Here is a 16,552-nt window from a genome sequence, read left to right on the forward strand (position 1 = left end):
GACTGGGAGAGGAAAAAGGGGGGGGGGGGCGCGCCTCCCTCCCCCCCCCCCCCTCCGCCGTTTGCCCCTGATGTCACTCGAGATGGAAGACCTCTTCGGCAGGTGCCCACCACTCGCCGTCGCCGGCGCTGTCCAATGGCTGCTGGCAGGGGTCGGTACGGGCCCACCAGTCCCGGGTGACCGGGCACTCGGCGACGAGCGCGGTGTCGGCCTCGTAGTCCTCGCCGGTGTACTCGAGGTAGCTGAAGAGCAGCCCGTCACGCAGGAAGATCGAGTAGTTGCCGATGTGGGCGCGCTTGAGGGTGGCGAGGACCTCGGGCCAGGCCGCCGCGTGCAAGGCGCGGTATTCCGCCTCGAGTTCCCCACGCAGGCGTATGGCCGAGGCGTAGCGTTGCACGGGCATGGTGTGGCTCCTTTCCACGAAGCACTGAGGCATTGAGACGTTGCGCCGTTGGAACCTGAATCATCGTCAAGGACGTTCCGGAGCGGCCCTGTTGGTTCGATCGGAAGTCGTCACCAGCCCGGTTGATCGAAGCCGATACCGGGGGCCGACGGCGCCCGCACCAGCCCGTCGGCACCGACCGCCGGCTCGCGCTGCACGGGGTTGGTGTAGACGAGGGACTCGTAGTAGGTGGTGTTGGGGATCGCCATGCACAGGTGGGCGTTGACCACTCCGCTGCCGTGCACCTCGGCCCGCAGGTTGTAGCTCTCGGCCAGGTGCGCGATGCGCAGGGCTCCGGTGATCCCGCCTTTGAGCTGCGCACTGGTGCGGACCCGGCTCGCCGCGCCCGCCATGATGAAGTCACCGACGTTGAAATGCGCGCCGTCGGAAGTCTCCGCGACCAGCAGCGGAATGTCGACCTGTTCGGCCAGCCACCGGTGGGCGGTCACGCTGAACTCGCGCATCGGCTCCTCGTACCACAGGTAGTCCGCCTCGGAAAGCGCGCGGCCGAGGTACACCGAGTCCGCGAGGTCGAACCCGGCCGAGCCGTCGTACATGAGCGGGACGTCGTCACCGACGTGGGCCCGCAGCTTCTGGCACAGGTCCGCGTCGGCTCGCGGGTCTCCCCACGCGTGCAGCTTGATGGCGGAGTAGCCGAGCTCCAGACACTGGTCGGCCACATCGAGGTACTCCTCGACGCTGCCGAAAGTGACCGTGCTCGCGTAGGCGGGGATGGCCTCGCGGTAGGGGCCGAGCAGCCGGTGGACCGGCTGTCCGGCCGCGAGACCGGCCAGGTCCCACAGCGCTACGTCGACCAGGCCGAGCGCATAGATGGGGAGCTCCTCTATGCGGTCCAGCTCCCACAGGCGGTGCCACAGCAGCTCGCGCATCAGCGGGTCGCGGCCGAGCAGGTCCTCACGTATACGGCGGTTCACCAGATCGGCGACGATCAGCCCACGTCTCGTGTGCGCCTCGCCCACCAGGCCTTCGTCCGTGTGGACCCGCAGGATCCCGCCCACGACCGCCGGCTCCGATCCGGGCAGCCCTGCCCGCCACCGGAAGGGCGGCTGAGCGGGCAGATCGACCAGTTCCACAGTCACGTCGGTGATTCGCATGGGTGTCCTTCATGGGTGGTGGTGTGGGGTTCAGGCGTTGGGGTGGCCCGGGGTGATGCGGTGCCGGATCTCTCGTTGGAACTGGTGGGTGGTCCGGTCGATGTGGTGGGCCATGAGGGTGTGCGCGTGCGTGGGTTCGCCGGTGGCGATTGCGTGGGCGATGGCTTCGTGCTGAGCGGCGGCGTCGCGTAGGGATCCGCCCGCGAGGCCGGCCAGCCCTATGGCGGTGACCTGGTGTTGCAGGCGACGCAGGGTGTCGATGGTGGCGGCGAAGAAGGCGTTGTTGGTGGCTGTGGCGATGGCGGTGTGGAAGGTGTCGTCGGCGTGGCTGAAGGCGTCGATGTCGTCCTGCCGGGCGGCCCGGGTGGACTGGTGGGCGGCCGCGCGGACGGCTTTGACCTGGGCGGGAGTGGCGCGTTCGGCGGCCAGGCGGGCGGTGGTGGTTTCCAAGTGGCGCCGGAATTCGAAGAGTTCGTCGACCTGACGCAGATCGGCGGGCAGGAAGTGGGTCAGGGAGTGCTGCCAGGAGGACTGGTCGGGCTGGGCGACGTAGATGCCGCGGCCCTTGTGCACGGACAGCCGGCCCAGCGCGGAGAGGATCTTCACCGCCTCGCGGACCACGGTCCGGCTCATCCCCACCCGGTCGGCCAGGTCCTGCTCGGTGGGCAGCCGGGCGCCGGGCCCCAGGCCGGCCAGGACGAGGTACTCGAGGATGCGTTCGGCCGCGACCTCGTAGCCGGGACGGTAACCGGCCCCGTCGCCCGGGGGTTGCGGCGCGGGTGCGGTGCTGTGGGCTGCGCGGGTCACCGGCACTCCCCTTTCACGTCGGTCCACTACTCCGTCGATCCATGTCACGGCGGTCCGGACGGTACGGCCGTCCACGTCGGGCATGAGGTTGCCGAACGACGCAGAGACGCACCATCTGCGGTATGTTTCTGATACATCAGCCAATTCGGGCTCAGTGAATCACATCCAAACTCTTGACGCCAGGATCCGGTGAACTCAGACTCGTTCCGTCCCGCGCCGACCACCTCGCCCCACCTCTCACCGGGGCGACATCCTTCTCCGCCCGGCCGCAGCACCTCCGAGAGCACGGCCGTCCTGGTGGTCGACACCATCCCGACCCCCTCAGAATCAAGACAATCCCACCATGCAACCGGATATGTTCCAGATCTATCATCCGGTCATCCTCGCCCTGCTGGGGTCGAAACCTTCTGAAAGGGCAAGCACCTTGGACGACATCAGGCTCGGCGTCATCGGCCTGGGTAATCGCAGCGACCTGGCCGACCTGGCCCACCGGCCCGGTTCGGGCTCACTGGTGGCCGCCGCCTGCGACCGCGACCGGCAGTTGCTGACGCGTGCCGAACAGCGATTCGGCACCCGGGTGCGGACCGCCGCGGATCACCACGAGCTGCTCGACGCGGGACTCGACGGCGTGCTGGTGCTGACTCCGGACCACACGCACGAGGAGATCGGCCTGGACTTCCTTCAGGCCGGTGTACCGGTGTTCCTGGACAAACCGATGGCGATCACCACCGAGGGGTGCGACCGGCTGCTCGCGGCGGCTCACCGGCATCGGACCCCGCTGTACGTGGGCCACAACATGCGCCACATGCCGGTCGTGGTGGCCATGCGTGAACTGATCGTCAAGGGGGCGATCGGCGAGGTCAAGGCCATCTGGTGCCGCCATTTCGTCGGCCACGGCGGGGACTTCTACTTCAAGGACTGGCACGCGGACCGACGCCGCACCACCGGCCTGCTGCTGCAGAAGGGCGCGCACGACATTGATGTCATCCATTGGCTGGCCGGCGGCTACACCCGGCGGGTGAACGCCATGGGCGGGCTGACGGTCTACGGGGACATCGACTCACACCGCGACCGCAGCGGGGAGCGGATGACCGAGTGGCTGTCGACGGAGAACTGGCCGCCGCTCAGCCAGACCGGTCTCCACCCGGTGGTGGACGTGGAGGACCTGAGCATGATGCAGATGCAGCTGGACAACGGAGTCTTCGCGAGCTACCAGCAGTGTCACTACACCCCCGACTACTGGCGCAACTACACGGTGATCGGCACCGAGGGGCGGCTGGAGAACTTCGGCGACTCGGAGGGAGCGGAGGTCCACGTGTGGAACCGCCGCTCCGACGGCCGCGCCGAGGCCGATCTGGTGGTGCCCGTGCACACACCGACCGGCACGCACGGGGGCGCCGATCCCGTGCTGATGGCGGAGTTCCTGCGGTTCGCACGGGACGGCGGAGCCACCGTCACCTCGCCCGTCGCGGCCCGCGAAGCGGTGGCCGCCGGCTACGCGGCCACCATGTCGTTGCGGGACGGCGGCCGGGCCGTCGAGGTCGCGGCCCCGGACCGGGAGTTGGCCGTGTACTTCGGGCACGGCCAGAGCTGATTCGGGCAGGCGGAAGCCGGCGGAATCCCGTCGGCCCTCCGGCACTCGCTTCAGGTGGCTCCGGTCCGGAAGGAATACGGACCGGAGCCACTTGGCAGTCCGGAGGTCAGTCGGTCGGGCCCAGATCCGGGACGTCGCAGAGCTCGATCCGCTCGCCCGGCCGGTGCAGTTCCAGGATCACGAGTTCATTTCGGCCGGCCCGCCACACCGGGGCGGGGGCGTACAGGGTGCACTGGGGTCCGCGGTCCCAGTAACGGCCGAGGGCGAAGCCGTTCAGCCACACCTGGCCCTTGGTCCAGCCCGGCAGGGCCAGGAAACCGTCGGCCGGTTCCGGTACCTCCAGCGTCGCACGGTGAAAGGCCGGGCCCTCGATCCGTTCGGCGGCCCCGAACCGCAGGCCTGCCAGATCGGTCAGCGGGAGGGGGCGGATCTCCCAGTCGAACTGGTACTGGCCGTCGATCCGGACGCCGCCGCTGATGCCCTTGCGATCCTCCAGCAAGGGGCCGTAGTTGATCCGTCCCATGTTCTCCACCAGCAGGTCGAGTTCGGCACCGGTGTCGGGGACGTTGATCGGCAGCGCGTCGAGCGACCCTGTCCGCTCCAGGACGCCCAGCGGCACTCCGTCGAGGAACACCTGGGCCCGGTCCGCGAGGCCGTGCACGCGCAGGGTCGAGTCGGGGAAGGAGCCACGGAGCCACGTGCGGTAGTGGATCAGCCCCAGTGACTGGCCCAGCACCTCCATCGGTTCCGGTGAGAGCCGCTGCCGAGGAGTGGAGAGCACGTCGAGGCAGTCCGCCAGCGCCACCGCACCGTTCGGCCGTACCGTCTGCGGGGCGAGCCGGTCCGGTGTCGCGGGTATCGCGTACGGGATCGGGCCACGGTGCCGCTCGATCACCGCGCGGAACGCGTGGAACTTCTCGGTCAGCTCGCCGGCCTCACCGACCGGAGCGTCGTAGTCGTAGCTGGTGCAGGTGGGCTGGTAGTCGGTCTCGTTGTGGTTGGCTCCGTTCCACCACCCGAAGTTCGTGCCGCCGTGGCCCATGTAGAGGTTGACCGAGGCGCCCTGAGTCAGCATCCGATCCAGCTCCCCGGCGGCCTCGTCCGCGTTCCGTACATGGTGGTGCTCGCCCCAGTGGTCGAACCAGCCGTGCCAGTACTCGGAGCACATCAGCGGGCCGGTCGGCTGGTGGCGGCGCAAGGTCGCGAGTGACTCCTCGGGCTGTGAGCCGAAGGTCGCGGTCGCCAGGGTGCCGGGCAGCATGCCCCCGCGCAGTACGCCGTCAGTGGCTCCGTCGGCGGTGAACAGCAGGCAGTCCACGCCGCGTCGGATCAGGCCCTGCCGCAGATGGTCGAGGTAGGGGGTGTCATGGCCGTAACTGCCGTACTCGTTCTCGATCTGGACGGCGATCACCGGCCCGCCCCGGCCGGCGAGCAGGGGGCGCAGGACTGGGGTCAACTGGTCGAACCAGGCGTCCACGGCGGCCAGATAGCGGTCGTCGGTGCGGCGCAGCCGCAGCCCGGGGTCGGCCAGCAGCCATGCGGGGAGGCCGCCGAACTCCCACTCGGCGCAGATGTAGGGGCCGGGTCGCACGATCACGTCCAGGTCGAGCCGGGCGGCGGTGCGCAGGAAGCGGGCGACATCGGCCTGTCCGGAGAAGTCGGTCTGCCCGGGAGCCGGCTGGTGCAGATTCCAGGCGATGTAGGTCTCGACGGTGTTGACGCCCATGGCGCGCAGCCGCAGCAGCCGGTCCTCCCAAAGTTCGGGGTGGACACGGAAGTAGTGGATGGCGGCGGAGACGATCTGGTGGGGGCGTCCGGCGCGCAGGAAGCCGCGCTCGGTCACGGTCAGTTCGGCGGTGGAACGGGGAGGGGTCACAGCTGTTCCCAGGGGTCGGGGGTGTGGATGGAGGAGGCCTCGTCGCACGTGCCGGGCCGGTGTCAGCGGGAGTCTCCGAGCGGAGCGGTGCGGTCGCCCGGCCGGCGGCACACCCCGGCCAGGTAGGCCGCGCCGAGCAGCGGGGCCTCGTCGGGCCGGTGCGCCGGGGTGATGACGACGCGTCGGTTGCGGACCGGATCGGCCTCGGCGAGCCCTGAGCGCAGCGGTTCGGCCAGGAGGTCCCAGGCCCCCGCGATGGCGCCCCCGACCACCAGAACCGTCGGTTCGAAGGCGGCGAGCAGTGGCCCGAGCACCCTTCCCAGGGCACGGAACGTCTCGGTGAACACCTCCGCCGCGGCCCGGTCCCCCTGCCGCGCCCGCCGGGCGATCTCCCGGACGTCGGGCGGCGCCGCGCCGGTCGCCCGTGCGTAGGCCCGCCGCAGGGCACACCGGGACACCGTCTCCTCCAGGGGTCCGCCCGCGTACCGCAGGTTGTGGACCCGGCCTTCGGGAGGGATCCCGGGGCCGTGCCGCAGTATCCGGCCGTCGCGCAGGAAGCAGGAACCCACACCGGTCCCGAGCGTGATACCGGCGACGGTGCGGTGCCCGCGCGCCGCCCCGGCCCACCACTCGCCGAGCACGAACGCGTCCGCGTCGTTGCAGAAGCTGAGCGCGGTGGCGCCGGGCAGTGATGCGGTCAGGGCGGCCCGCAGATCGACCCCCCGCAGGGCTTCGAACTTGCCGACCCCTTCGAACCGCCCGATCCCACGCTCGTAGTCGAACGGACCGGGCAGTGCCACGGCCCATGGGCCCGCGCCGAGGCCGGACAGCCGGTCGGCGCAGCGGACGAGGGCCGACAGGATCTCCTCGGCACTGCCGTTACTGTCCACCGCCTCACGGAACGAGCGGCCGGACCGGAGGCTGCGGGCGCGGATGTCGACACCGGCCGCGGTCACATGGGTGCCGCCGACCTCGAGGACCGAGATGGTGGCCTCGTCGGCGGGGCTCACCGCACCAGCGCCTTCACATAGCGCACCGGTCCCCCGCCGAGGGCCCACACCCGGTAGGCGCCGACCGCGGCGGGCACGGTCAGTGTCTCGGCGTACGCCAGCACATGGCGGTGGCCGCCACTGGTCTCCAGGAGGATTCCGTCGCCCTCCACGACGTTGAGGACGTGGAAGCGGTGGTCCGTGTCGTCGTCCGTGACGGTGTCCGGCGCCAGTGCGATCCGCCGGACCTCGAAGAACATCTCCGGGAGGCGGCCGATGACGTCCTCGTGCCAGCCGTCGCCCGAGCGCAGGGTGCGCGGCGTGGGGACCAGGTCTTTGGCCACGGCTTCCCCCGACCGGTCCGGGTCCAGGTTTTCGAACGCGTGGCCGACGTGGACCGGCCGCTGCCTGCCTTCGCTGTCCTTGCGCAGCCAGTCGTAGAGGCGAAGGCTGTACAGGTACGGCGTCGCGCTGATCTCCAGTACGACATTGCCCTCGCCGCTGCCGTGCGGGGTGCCGCCCGGGATGAGGAAGATCTGGTGCGGATCGGCGGGGAAGGTCTGGACGTACTGTTCGATGTCGAACGGCACGCCGTCGTGGAACGCCCGGTCCGCCTCGTGTCGGAAGGCCGCGACGTCGGCGTCCTGGCGCAGCCCCAGGAACACCTGCCGGCCGGGCCCGCCGAGCATCATGTAGTAGGTCTCGTGCTGGGTGTACGGCCATCCGAATACGCGGCGCATGTAGTCCGACTGCGGGTGGCAGTGGACGGAGAGGTTGCCACCGCCGACGGTGTCGAGGTAGTCGAAGCGGATCGGGAACGAGGTGCCGAACCTCGCGTGTACGTCGTCGCCGAGGATCGCCTCGGGGTGCGAGGCGACCAGTGCCTGCAGGGGCACCTCGACCCGCGGACCGTCCGGCGTACCCACCAGAATCCCGCTCTCGGGAGCGATGAGCTCATAGCCCAGCGCGGTGTTGGCCCCCTCCTGGTTGAAGCCGAACTGCTCCTGGGCCCAATGTCCGCCCCAGGAAGTGGTGTTGAAGGTGGGGCGGGTACGGAAGGGCCGCCTGGCCAGATCTGCGAGGGCAGCGCGCAGGGCGGCGCCCTCCAGCCAGGACGGGGCCTGCGCGTCCTGGGTGTCCAGCCACAGGTCGACGCCGGATACGAGGGTGTCGCGGTGCCGGTCGAGGACGGGCCAGTCGATGTAGAAGAGCCGACGGGTCGTGCCCGCCCCGGTACCGGCGGGCTGCCCCAGGTTGCGGCCGGTCCCGCCGGTGATCTGAGCCTCGGCGTACCGCTTGGGCAGGTCCGCGTACCAGAGCCGGTCGTGCGGCACCAGGGCCGCGCCCGGTCCGAAGACGACCGTTACGGTGTCGTCGGCGGCCCCGGGCTCCGGCAGCCCGGTGAAGAAGTCGGCGAGCCCGGCCCGGGACAGCGGGGCGAAGTCCAGGTCGTCCTCCAGCACTGCGGAGGCGGTCAGGGCGAGGACGTCCGGCCAGGGTGCGAAGTGCTCGCGCAGGTCGGTCTGTTTGGTCGCGACGGCACGGGCGGCCAGCGCCTCACAGATCCCGGCGGCAACCGCCTCCCAGTCCACGGCCGCCGGGCCGTCGACGGCGAGGACAAGCCCCGGGGCGAGTCCGGCGACCGCCTCCCGGTACCCGGCGCCCACCTCTGCGGAGATGCTGTAACACGGTTCGGCTTCATAGCCGCGAACTTCCGACATGACGGTGTCAGCCTTTCTGTCTTTCGCTAGGGCTTGCTGATCGTGCGGCTCAGGCCGCTCCTGCGACGAGGGCCGGGAGCACCGCACTCGGCGTGATGCCGGGTCCATGCGGCGCAGGCGCCGACCGCGCCATGATCGGGACGGTCGGAGGGCGGCGGCGACCGGGTCGCCGTCGCTCTCCGGTCCGCTCAGCCTCCCCATGGCGCTCCAGCCGCCGGTCCGGTCCCGGCCTGGTGTCCGACGGTGGGATCACGGCCGACGCGGCGATGAAGGCAGGCTCGCAGCCGCTTCAATGTCCATCTGATATTTCTGAGCTACGGATCTCCACAGCTGGAATGTATCCGATCTATGGTCTTGACGTCACGGAGCACCCCACAAATACTGAGCTTCGCCTCGCGATGGATACAAGTACCGGACCTCAGCGCCTCGGGAAACTACAGCCCCACCCCTCGACCTTCGAGGGCAGCACCAGGCTCCTCACGTTCAACGTGCCCAAGAATCTGAGTAATTTCCAGTTCTTCGCAACGGGAAGGTGCACATAAATGCTTGCTAAGTTGGCCGCGCGCTCCAGAAAGCGGGTCGTACTCGGGAGTTTGTCCGCGGCCGCCCTGGTCCTGACAGCGGCGGCGTGCGGAGGGAGCGGCGACGACAAGGCCGCCGGCGGCACCGTCCACCTGGAGTTCTGGGGCTGGGCCCCTGGCTACGACAAGTCGGCCGAGCTGTTCAACGCCACCCACAAGAACATCGAGGTCACCTTCAAGAAGCTGCCGTCCGGTGGCCAGGGCGGCTACGACAAGATGCTCTCGGCGGTGAAGGCGGGCAACGCCCCCTGTCTGGCGCAGATCGGCTTCGAGTCCATACCCACGTTCCTGCTCGAGGGCGCCCTGGAGGACGTCTCCCAGGAGGCCGGTGCCGCGAAGGACAAGTTCGTTCCGTGGACGTGGAACCAGGTCACCGTCGCGGGCAGGACCTACGGCATCCCGGTCGACACGGGCCCGATGGCCATGTACTACCGCAAGGACGTCTTCAAGAAGTACGGCATCCCGGTGCCGACGACCTGGGACGAGTACGCCAAGGCGGCCGAGAAGCTGCACATGGCCGACCCCGAGGCCCACATCGTGAACCTGCGGGCGATCACCCTGTCCGGCCTGGCCTGGCAGAAGGGCGCCAAGTGGTTCGGCACCGAGGGCGACGCGTGGCACGTCGGCGTCAACGACGACCAGTCCCATCAACTCGCTGACTACTGGCAGCAGTTGGTGGACAAGAAGCTGGTGGCCACGGACCAGGGCTACAGCCCCGCATGGTGGAGCGGCCTGCAGTCCGGCAAGGTGGCCACGGCGATCGGCGCGGTCTGGCTGAACCCGCTGATCGCCCAGAATGCCCCCAAGGCCAAAGGCAAGTTCGCCGTCGCCCCGATGCCGCAGTGGACCGACGGGGAGAAAGAGTTCGGCAACGACGGCGGCGCCAGCACGGCCCTGCTCAAGGGCTGTCAGCACAAGGACGAAGCAGTCGAGTTCGCCACCTGGATGAGCACCGACCCCGACAGCCTCAAGAATCTGATCACGAAGACCGGCATCTACCCGGCCGCCACCGCCGGACTTGAGCTGCCCGAAGTGAACAAGGGCGTGGAGTACTACGGCGGCCAGAACATCTACAAGGTGTTCGGCGAAGCCGCCCAGCACACGGACACGAACTGGCAGTGGGGTCCCACGCAGTCGCAGTTCGGTGTCGATCTGGACGAGGCGACCGCCAACGCCTACGCCGGTTCCGGCACGCTGTTCGACGCGCTCAACAACGTACAGAAGAAGACGCTCGCGGCGATCAAGTCGAAGGGCGTGAAGGTCAGATGACCCGCGATGTGGACTCCCCGGCAGTGCCGGTCGCGGACCGGCCGGCGCCGTCGGGCGGTCACGGACGGGACCGGTTCTCCGGTGCCCCGGGCCGGGAGCGGCGGCCGTCGCGCGGCCGCTCCGGCAGCAGGCTCGCCGCCCGGCGCAACCGCTCCGCCGCCGTGCTGCTCGCCCCGTTCGGCGTCCTGTTCCTGGCCGTGTTCGTCATCCCGATCGGGTACGCCGTCCATCAGAGCCTGTTCCGGGTGGAGCGCTCCGGGCTCGGCTTCGGGGCGCCGCGCACCGTCTTCGCCGGCCTGGACAACTACACGCGGGTGCTCACCGACAGCACGTTCCTGAAGGGCGTGGGCAGGGTCCTGGTCTTCGGCCTCGTCCAGGTGCCGGTGATGCTGGGTCTCGCCCTGCTCCTCGCCCTGCTCCTCGACTCGCAAGTGGCACGGTTCAAGCGCTTCTTCCGCGTGGCGTACTTCCTGCCGTTCGCGATCCCCGGTGTGATCGCGGCGGTGCTGTGGGCCTTCCTCTACATGCCCGGCATCAGTCCGTTGAACGACGTCGGCAGGAGCATCGGCGTAGACGTCGACTTCCTCTCCCACAACGTGATCCTCTTCTCGATCGGCAACATCGTCACCTGGTCCTGGACCGGCTACAACATGCTGATCATCTACACCTCGCTGCAGTCGGTCCCCAAGGAGCTGTACGAGGCCGCCGAGCTGGACGGATGCTCCGGATTCCGGATCGCCTGGCACATCAAGGTGCCGCTGGTGCGCCCGGCCCTCACCCTGACCGGCGTCTTCTCCATCATCGGCACGCTGCAGCTGTTCGGCGAACCGATGGTGCTGCGCCCCATGACCGCCACGATCAGCAGCAACTACACCCCGGTGATGCTCTCCTACCAGGCTGCTTTCGGCCTCAACGACTACAACTTCGCCGCGGCTGTCGCGGTGGTCCTGGCCCTTGCCACATTCGTCCTGTCCTACGGCTTCCTGCGCCTGAGCACACGAGGATCGCGATGAGCACGCAGCCCACACCCCGACACCGCGGGTCCGACCCCGGGCGGGCGGCGCCGCCCGCCCGCCGTCGCGGCACCTCGGCCGCCCGACTGAGCACCACCGTGCTGCTGTCCGCAATCGCGGGCTACTTCCTGCTGCCGATCTGGTGGCTGATCGTCTCGGCGACGAAATCCAACGGCGACCTGTTCGGCAGCAACGGCTTCTGGTTCGGCTCGCACTTCCACCTCGCCGACAACCTCACGAAGGTCTTCCGGCACAGCGACGGCGTCTTCGGCCGCTGGCTCCTCAACAGCCTTCTGTACTGCGGGGCCGGGGCCCTGGTGGCGACCCTGTTCGCCGCGATGGCCGGATACGCCCTGGCCAAATATCCCTTCAAAGGCCGGGAGGGTGTCTTCGCCGTGATCCTCGGCGCGGTGCTCATCCCCCCGCCGCTGCTCGCCCTCCCGCTGTATCTGCTCGCCTCGTCGACCGGCCTCGTCAACACGTACTGGTCGGTGCTGATCCCGAGCGCCGTCACCCCCTTCGGGGTCTACCTCGCCCGCGTCTACGCCGAAGCCTCCGTGCCCGACGAACTCACCGACGCCGCCCGGGTCGACGGCGCGGGAGAACTCCGGATCTTCTTCACCATCGCCCTGCGGCTGATGTCGCCCGCGCTGGTCACCATCTGCCTGTTCCAGTTCGTGGGGATCTGGAACAACTTCTTCCTGCCACTGATGATGCTCGCCGACGACTCACGCTGGCCGCTCACCCTGGGGCTCTACTTCTGGAACAGCCAGCTTCGGGACCAGCCCTGGTACGACATCGTCGTCACGGGCTCCCTGGTGTCGGTGGTCCCCCTCTGTATCGCCTTCCTCGCCCTCCAGAGGTTCTGGCGCTCGGGGCTGTCCGCCGGAAGCCTCAAGAGCTGACGCGCGGACAGTTCCGCGCTGATCAGCTTTGGCGAGTGTTGCGGGCTTCTCTCAGCAGGTGAGGGCAGTGGCTCACCCGAGAAACGACGACAGCAACGGAACGCCAAGTTCCGACAGACCGTCAGGAACCAGCCGCCGCGACAGATCGGCACCCCCGAAGAGACGTCGTGCCGCAGCTCACACCACCACGTGGGGCATCCCCTCAGTCCGAACCTTCGTGGCGCCCTGCCGTGGTCGCGGCACGTCCTTCCCGTCGGAGCCGGCATCCCGATGACTGCGGGCTGCAGCCGGTGCCAACCATGCCTCTCCTGTGCCCAACTATGAATCCTCGTCACACCCGTCTTCACCGCCGTACGCGCGGCATCCCCAGGCCGATCCAGGAGATGATCTCCCGCTGGATCTCGTTGTTGCCGCCGCCGAAGGTGAAGATGACGGCGGAGCGGTACCCGCGTTCCAGTTCGCCGTGGAGCACGGCGCCCGCCGAGCCTTCCTTGAGCGGTCCCGCCGAGCCGACGACCTCCATCAGCCAGGCGTAGGCGTCGCGGCGTGCCTCGGAGCCGTAGACCTTGACGGCGGAGGCGTCCTGCGGGGTGAGGGTTCCGTTCTGGACCGCGGAGACCATCTGCCAGTTGAGGAGCTTCATGGCGTCGAGCCTGGTGTGGGTGCGGGCCAGCAGGGCGCGGACCCAGCCGAGGTCGATCACGCGGCGGCCGTCGGCGAGCCGGGTGTCCGATGCCCAGCGCTGGACGTTGTGGAGGGCGCGGATCGCCATGGTGCCGTGGGCGGCGAGGGTGACGCGCTCGTGGTTGAGTTGGTTGGTGATGAGCCGCCAGCCCTTGTTCTCGTCGCCGACGCGGCGGGAGACGGGGACGCGGATGTTCTCGTAGTAGCTGGCGGTGGTGTCGTGCGAGGCGAGGGTGTTGATCAGGGTGCAGGAGTAGCCGGGGTCCGTGGTCGGGACGAGCAGCATGGTGATGCCCTTGTGCGGCGCCGCGTCCGGGTCGGTGCGGACGGCGAGCCAGACCCAGTCCGCGGTGTCGCCGTTGGTCGTCCAGATCTTCTGCCCGTCGACCGTGTAGTGGCCGGTGGCCTCGTCGCCCTCGCGCACGGCCCGGGTCTTGAGGGCGGCGAGGTCGGTGCCCGCGTCGGGTTCGCTGTATCCGATCGCGAAGTCGATCTCGCCCGCGAGGATCTTCGGCAGGAAGTACGCCTTCTGCTCGTCGGTGCCGTACCGCATGAGCGTCGGGCCGACGGTGTTGAGGGCCATCAGCGGGAGCGGGACGCCCGCCTGTGCGGCCTCGTCGAAGAAGATGAACTGTTCCATCGGGGACAGTCCGCGTCCGCCGTACTCCGTCGGCCAGCCGACGCCGAGCCAGCCGTCGGTGCCGAGGCGGCGGATCGTCTCCCGGTAGAAGGTCTTCTGGGCCGCCGGGGCGGCGTAGCGTGCGTATGCGTCGTCGGGGACCAGCGCAGCGAAGTAGCTGCGCAGCTCGGCGCGCAACTGCTGCTGTTCAGGCGTGTATTCGAGGTGCACGGCCCCTCCGGGAGTCTCGCGGTCGCGTCGTCCGTGTGCGGCGGCGCACACAGTAGAACGTGTTGCAAGAATCCGGAAGGGCCGGGACGGTTCCGGCGGGGTCGGCGCCTGGCGGCGGGGGTCAGCGCTTGACGGCTCGCAGCACGACGAACTTCGGGTCGCCGGCGACCGTGACGCAGTTGCCGAAGATGCGGCGGAGCCGGGTGTGGTAGCCGAGGTGCCGGTTGCCGACGACCCACAGCTCGCCGCCGGCCCGCAGTGCGGTGCGGGCCCCGTGGAACATGGTGCGGGCCGTCGCGTCGGTGGTGGCCTGGTGGGAGTGGAACGGTGGGTTGTTGAGGACCAGGTCCACACTGCCGGGCGGCACTTCCGCCGGCCCGTCGCCGACCAGGAACTCGGCCTTGGCGTCCGGGCCGGTGTTGGCCCGGAAGGTCTCCTCCGCGGAGGCGACCGCCTGGTACGACTCGTCGACGAAGGTGACCGCCGACTCGGGGTTGGCGAGCGCGGCGGCCAGCCCGACGACACCGTTCCCGCAGCCGAGGTCGAGGACCCGGTCGGGCCCGCTGCGCGCGGGGAGATGACCGAGGAAGAACCGGGTGCCGATGTCGAGGCGCTCGGCGCAGAAGATCCCGGCATGGTTGGTGACGGTCCGGCCGGAGACCGGGCCGAGCCCCTCGGGCAGGTCGTAGCGGTACGGCCAGGGGCTGGGCGTACGGGCCGTTCCCGGGCCCGGAGTGCTGAAGATGAGCCGGGCCTTCTTGACGGCCAGGGAGGTGCGGGTCGGACCGATGATCCGCTCGAAGAGCTTGAGGGTGGAGGTGTGGATCTCCTTGACCATCCCGGTGCCGATCACCACGGTGCCCGGGTGGACGGCCGGCGCGAGCCGGTGCAGCTGGTCCTCCAGGAGCGCGAGGCTCTTCGGGACCCGTACCAGCAGGACGTCGATACGGTCCGGCGGCGTGTCCCTGGCCGACAGCAGGCGTACCGCGTCCGCGGCCACCCCGTTGCGGTCCAGATTCGCCAGGGTCGCGCGCTGCGCCAGGTAGGAGTCGGTGATCTGTACGGGCCGGTGCCCGGCGAGTACGGTGCTCAGCGCGCCCCAGCGGTCGCCCACCACGACCACGGCGCCCGACAGATCGACCGGATCCGTCCCGTCGGCCCCTTCCAGCCGCCGCAGCAGGTACTCATCGGCGGCGTCCCAGGCACGGAACGGGTCGCGCGGGTCCTCGGGGTAGCGGGCGAGCTCGAACCCGGCCCCTGACGTCGTCAAACGGTTCATTGTGCACCCAGGCTAGCCGAGCCGCGGGGAGCGCCCACACACTCCCCGCGCGCCGGCCACCGGACCGCCGTGTCCCGCTAGGGCAGCGCCTTGTCGATCGCCGACCGGCCCTCCCGGGCGAGCCTGCGCTCCGCCCACTGAAGATTCTTCGGAGTCAGGTCCCGCCCGGAGGCGAGCACCAGGTCCTCTGCCGACGGATTGTCGCTGCCGCCGGTGTGCAAGAGGCTGTCGGGAGTCACTCCCCGAGATGCGAATACGGATTCGGGCTCGTCGCTCATGCCGCCTCCTCGTCCTTTCGGTCATTCTCGCCCCGCGCCAGGTCCGCCGCATCCGAGGCCCCGCGATCCGCTCCCGGCGTCGCGGCCGAGCCATCACTTGACCTGCACATGATAGGTACGCGCTGTTCACACCATGGTCACGGTGCGTGTGGAAGGCTCCCGGCTACCACGTACCACACGATCGCCGCGGCGCCGCCCCCCACCTTGTGACGGTGTCGGGGCGCACGCATTTCCGGAGAGGACACCCCACATGTCCCGTCGTCACCTTCGTTACCGGCGCCCGCTGCTGGCGACCCTTGCCGCCTTCGCGGTGCTCGGCGGCACCGCCGCCGCCGCGCCGGCCGCCACGCCCGAGGCCACGCACACCACCGCGACACCGCTGCGGGTACTCGACGACACGTACTACCAGGACGCGCTCGGCAAGACCGGGACCCAGCTGAAGAGCGCCCTGCACGCGATCATCAGCAACCAGACCAAGCTCTCCTACAGCCAGGTCTGGGACGCCCTCAAGGACACCGACGAGGACCCCGCCAACAGCTCGAACGTGATCCTCCTCTACACCGGACGTTCCCAGTCCAAGAACTCCAACGGCGGCGCGGTCGGGGACTGGAACCGCGAGCACGTCTGGGCCAAGTCGCACGGCAACTTCGGCACCGCCACCGGCCCCGGCACCGACATCCACCACCTGCGCCCGGAGGACGTCACCGTCAACTCGATCCGCGGCAACAAGGACTTCGACAACGGCGGCAGCGCGGTCAGCGGCGCACCGGGCAACTACACCGACAGCGACTCCTTCGAGCCGCGCGACGCGGTCAAGGGCGATGTGGCCCGCATGCTCCTCTACATGGCGGTGCGCTACGAGGGCGACGACTCGTTCCCCGACCTCGAACCCAACGACAAGGTGTCCAACGGCTCCGCCCCGAACATCGGCCGCCTGTCGGTACTGAAGGCGTGGAGCCAGGAGGACCCGCCGGACACCTTCGAGAAGCGGCGCAACGACGTCATATTCGACCAGTACCAGCACAACCGGAACCCGTTCATCGATCACCCCGAGTGGGTCGAGTCCATCTGGTAGACCCGAGCGCCCCGGACGACCGGCGGACATCCGCCGGTCCCGTTGCCGTCCCCGTCACGTCGCCGGCCCGCCCG

The 16,552-nt window shown here is 69.4% G+C and carries 14 protein-coding genes; 5 read left to right on the plus strand and 9 right to left on the minus strand.

Going from position 1 to position 16,552, the window contains the following annotated elements; all coding sequences use genetic code 11:
• Window positions 1–73 precede the first annotated feature (73 nt).
• From ACFV8T_RS15535 to ACFV8T_RS15545, 3 genes are all read right to left on the minus strand, one after another.
• A complete protein-coding gene (locus ACFV8T_RS15535) occupies window positions 74–403 on the minus strand; it encodes an L-rhamnose mutarotase (RefSeq protein ID WP_385327752.1) in 330 nt (109 codons plus the stop codon).
• 110 nt (window positions 404–513) lie between these two features.
• Entirely contained in the window at window positions 514–1,557 is a 1,044-nt protein-coding gene (locus ACFV8T_RS15540) for an enolase C-terminal domain-like protein (protein ID WP_266734710.1), read from the minus strand.
• 30 nt (window positions 1,558–1,587) lie between these two features.
• Window positions 1,588–2,364: a FadR/GntR family transcriptional regulator gene (locus ACFV8T_RS15545; RefSeq protein ID WP_376316825.1), complete on the minus strand. Its 777-nt coding sequence runs from the start codon at window positions 2,362–2,364 to the stop codon at window positions 1,588–1,590.
• Window positions 2,365–2,788: 424 nt separating this feature from the next.
• Between ACFV8T_RS15545 and ACFV8T_RS15550 the strand changes: the two genes are divergently transcribed.
• The gene (locus tag ACFV8T_RS15550) at window positions 2,789–3,958 is read left to right on the plus strand and encodes a Gfo/Idh/MocA family protein (RefSeq protein WP_385327753.1); all 1,170 of its coding nucleotides are present in this window, start codon (window positions 2,789–2,791) and stop codon (window positions 3,956–3,958) included.
• Between the two features lie 106 nt (window positions 3,959–4,064).
• Here ACFV8T_RS15550 and ACFV8T_RS15555 read toward each other — a convergent pair whose 3' ends face one another.
• From ACFV8T_RS15555 to ACFV8T_RS15565, 3 genes are all read right to left on the minus strand, one after another.
• On the minus strand, window positions 4,065–5,834 hold the full coding sequence (locus ACFV8T_RS15555; protein ID WP_385327754.1) for a beta-galactosidase family protein: 1,770 nt from the start codon (window positions 5,832–5,834) through the stop codon (window positions 4,065–4,067).
• A 62-nt stretch (window positions 5,835–5,896) separates the two neighbouring features.
• Entirely contained in the window at window positions 5,897–6,844 is a 948-nt protein-coding gene (locus ACFV8T_RS15560; RefSeq protein WP_385327756.1) for an ROK family protein, read from the minus strand.
• Window positions 6,841–8,544 (minus strand): class I mannose-6-phosphate isomerase, encoded by a 1,704-nt coding sequence (locus tag ACFV8T_RS15565; RefSeq protein ID WP_385327757.1) that lies wholly within the window; start codon window positions 8,542–8,544, stop codon window positions 6,841–6,843. The genes ACFV8T_RS15560 and ACFV8T_RS15565 overlap by 4 nt, the downstream gene beginning before the upstream one ends.
• 542 nt (window positions 8,545–9,086) lie before the next feature.
• Between ACFV8T_RS15565 and ACFV8T_RS15570 the strand changes: the two genes are divergently transcribed.
• Genes ACFV8T_RS15570 through ACFV8T_RS15580 form a run of 3 tightly spaced genes read left to right on the plus strand, consistent with a single transcriptional unit; the run spans window position 9,087 to window position 12,312 of the window.
• Window positions 9,087–10,394 (plus strand): ABC transporter substrate-binding protein, encoded by a 1,308-nt coding sequence (locus ACFV8T_RS15570; RefSeq protein WP_385327759.1) that lies wholly within the window; start codon window positions 9,087–9,089, stop codon window positions 10,392–10,394.
• Complete coding sequence (locus ACFV8T_RS15575; RefSeq protein ID WP_385327761.1) at window positions 10,391–11,407, plus strand: carbohydrate ABC transporter permease; 1,017 nt, start codon at window positions 10,391–10,393, stop codon at window positions 11,405–11,407. Before ACFV8T_RS15570 ends, ACFV8T_RS15575 begins: the two co-directional genes overlap by 4 nt.
• Entirely contained in the window at window positions 11,404–12,312 is a 909-nt protein-coding gene (locus tag ACFV8T_RS15580) for a carbohydrate ABC transporter permease (RefSeq protein ID WP_385327763.1), read from the plus strand. The genes ACFV8T_RS15575 and ACFV8T_RS15580 overlap by 4 nt, the downstream gene beginning before the upstream one ends.
• 343 nt (window positions 12,313–12,655) lie before the next feature.
• On the opposite strand, the gene ACFV8T_RS15585 is transcribed toward ACFV8T_RS15580, so the two are convergent.
• From ACFV8T_RS15585 to ACFV8T_RS15595, 3 genes are all read right to left on the minus strand, one after another.
• Window positions 12,656–13,846: an acyl-CoA dehydrogenase family protein gene (locus ACFV8T_RS15585; RefSeq protein ID WP_385327765.1), complete on the minus strand. Its 1,191-nt coding sequence runs from the start codon at window positions 13,844–13,846 to the stop codon at window positions 12,656–12,658.
• 121 nt (window positions 13,847–13,967) lie between these two features.
• Entirely contained in the window at window positions 13,968–15,125 is a 1,158-nt protein-coding gene (locus tag ACFV8T_RS15590; RefSeq protein WP_385327766.1) for a methyltransferase, read from the minus strand.
• 77 nt (window positions 15,126–15,202) lie between these two features.
• Window positions 15,203–15,403, minus strand: coding sequence for a hypothetical protein (locus ACFV8T_RS15595; RefSeq protein WP_266423914.1), 201 nt, complete (start codon window positions 15,401–15,403; stop codon window positions 15,203–15,205).
• A gap of 250 nt (window positions 15,404–15,653) precedes the next feature.
• Between ACFV8T_RS15595 and ACFV8T_RS15600 the strand changes: the two genes are divergently transcribed.
• Window positions 15,654–16,478, plus strand: a complete 825-nt coding sequence (locus ACFV8T_RS15600) for an endonuclease I family protein (protein WP_385327768.1) — start codon at window positions 15,654–15,656, stop codon at window positions 16,476–16,478.
• The last annotated feature ends 74 nt before the right edge of the window (window positions 16,479–16,552 follow it).

Source organism: Streptomyces sp. NPDC059832 (genome assembly GCF_042731715.1).
Taxonomy (GTDB): Bacteria; Actinomycetota; Actinomycetes; order Streptomycetales; family Streptomycetaceae; genus Streptomyces.

Excerpts from the sequence above, each read along its gene's own strand:
- ACFV8T_RS15535 (WP_385327752.1), bottom strand. The coding sequence starts at position 403 with ATGCCCGTGCAACGCTACGCCTCGGCCATACGCCTGCGTGGGGAACTC.
- ACFV8T_RS15540 (WP_266734710.1), bottom strand. The coding sequence starts at position 1,557 with ATGCGAATCACCGACGTGACTGTGGAACTGGTCGATCTGCCCGCTCAG.
- ACFV8T_RS15565 (WP_385327757.1), bottom strand. The coding sequence starts at position 8,544 with ATGTCGGAAGTTCGCGGCTATGAAGCCGAACCGTGTTACAGCATCTCC.
- ACFV8T_RS15570 (WP_385327759.1), top strand. The coding sequence starts at position 9,087 with ATGCTTGCTAAGTTGGCCGCGCGCTCCAGAAAGCGGGTCGTACTCGGG.
- ACFV8T_RS15575 (WP_385327761.1), top strand. The coding sequence starts at position 10,391 with ATGACCCGCGATGTGGACTCCCCGGCAGTGCCGGTCGCGGACCGGCCG.
- ACFV8T_RS15580 (WP_385327763.1), top strand. The coding sequence starts at position 11,404 with ATGAGCACGCAGCCCACACCCCGACACCGCGGGTCCGACCCCGGGCGG.
- ACFV8T_RS15590 (WP_385327766.1), bottom strand. The coding sequence starts at position 15,125 with ATGAACCGTTTGACGACGTCAGGGGCCGGGTTCGAGCTCGCCCGCTAC.
- ACFV8T_RS15595 (WP_266423914.1), bottom strand. The coding sequence starts at position 15,403 with ATGAGCGACGAGCCCGAATCCGTATTCGCATCTCGGGGAGTGACTCCC.
- ACFV8T_RS15600 (WP_385327768.1), top strand. The coding sequence starts at position 15,654 with ATGTCCCGTCGTCACCTTCGTTACCGGCGCCCGCTGCTGGCGACCCTT.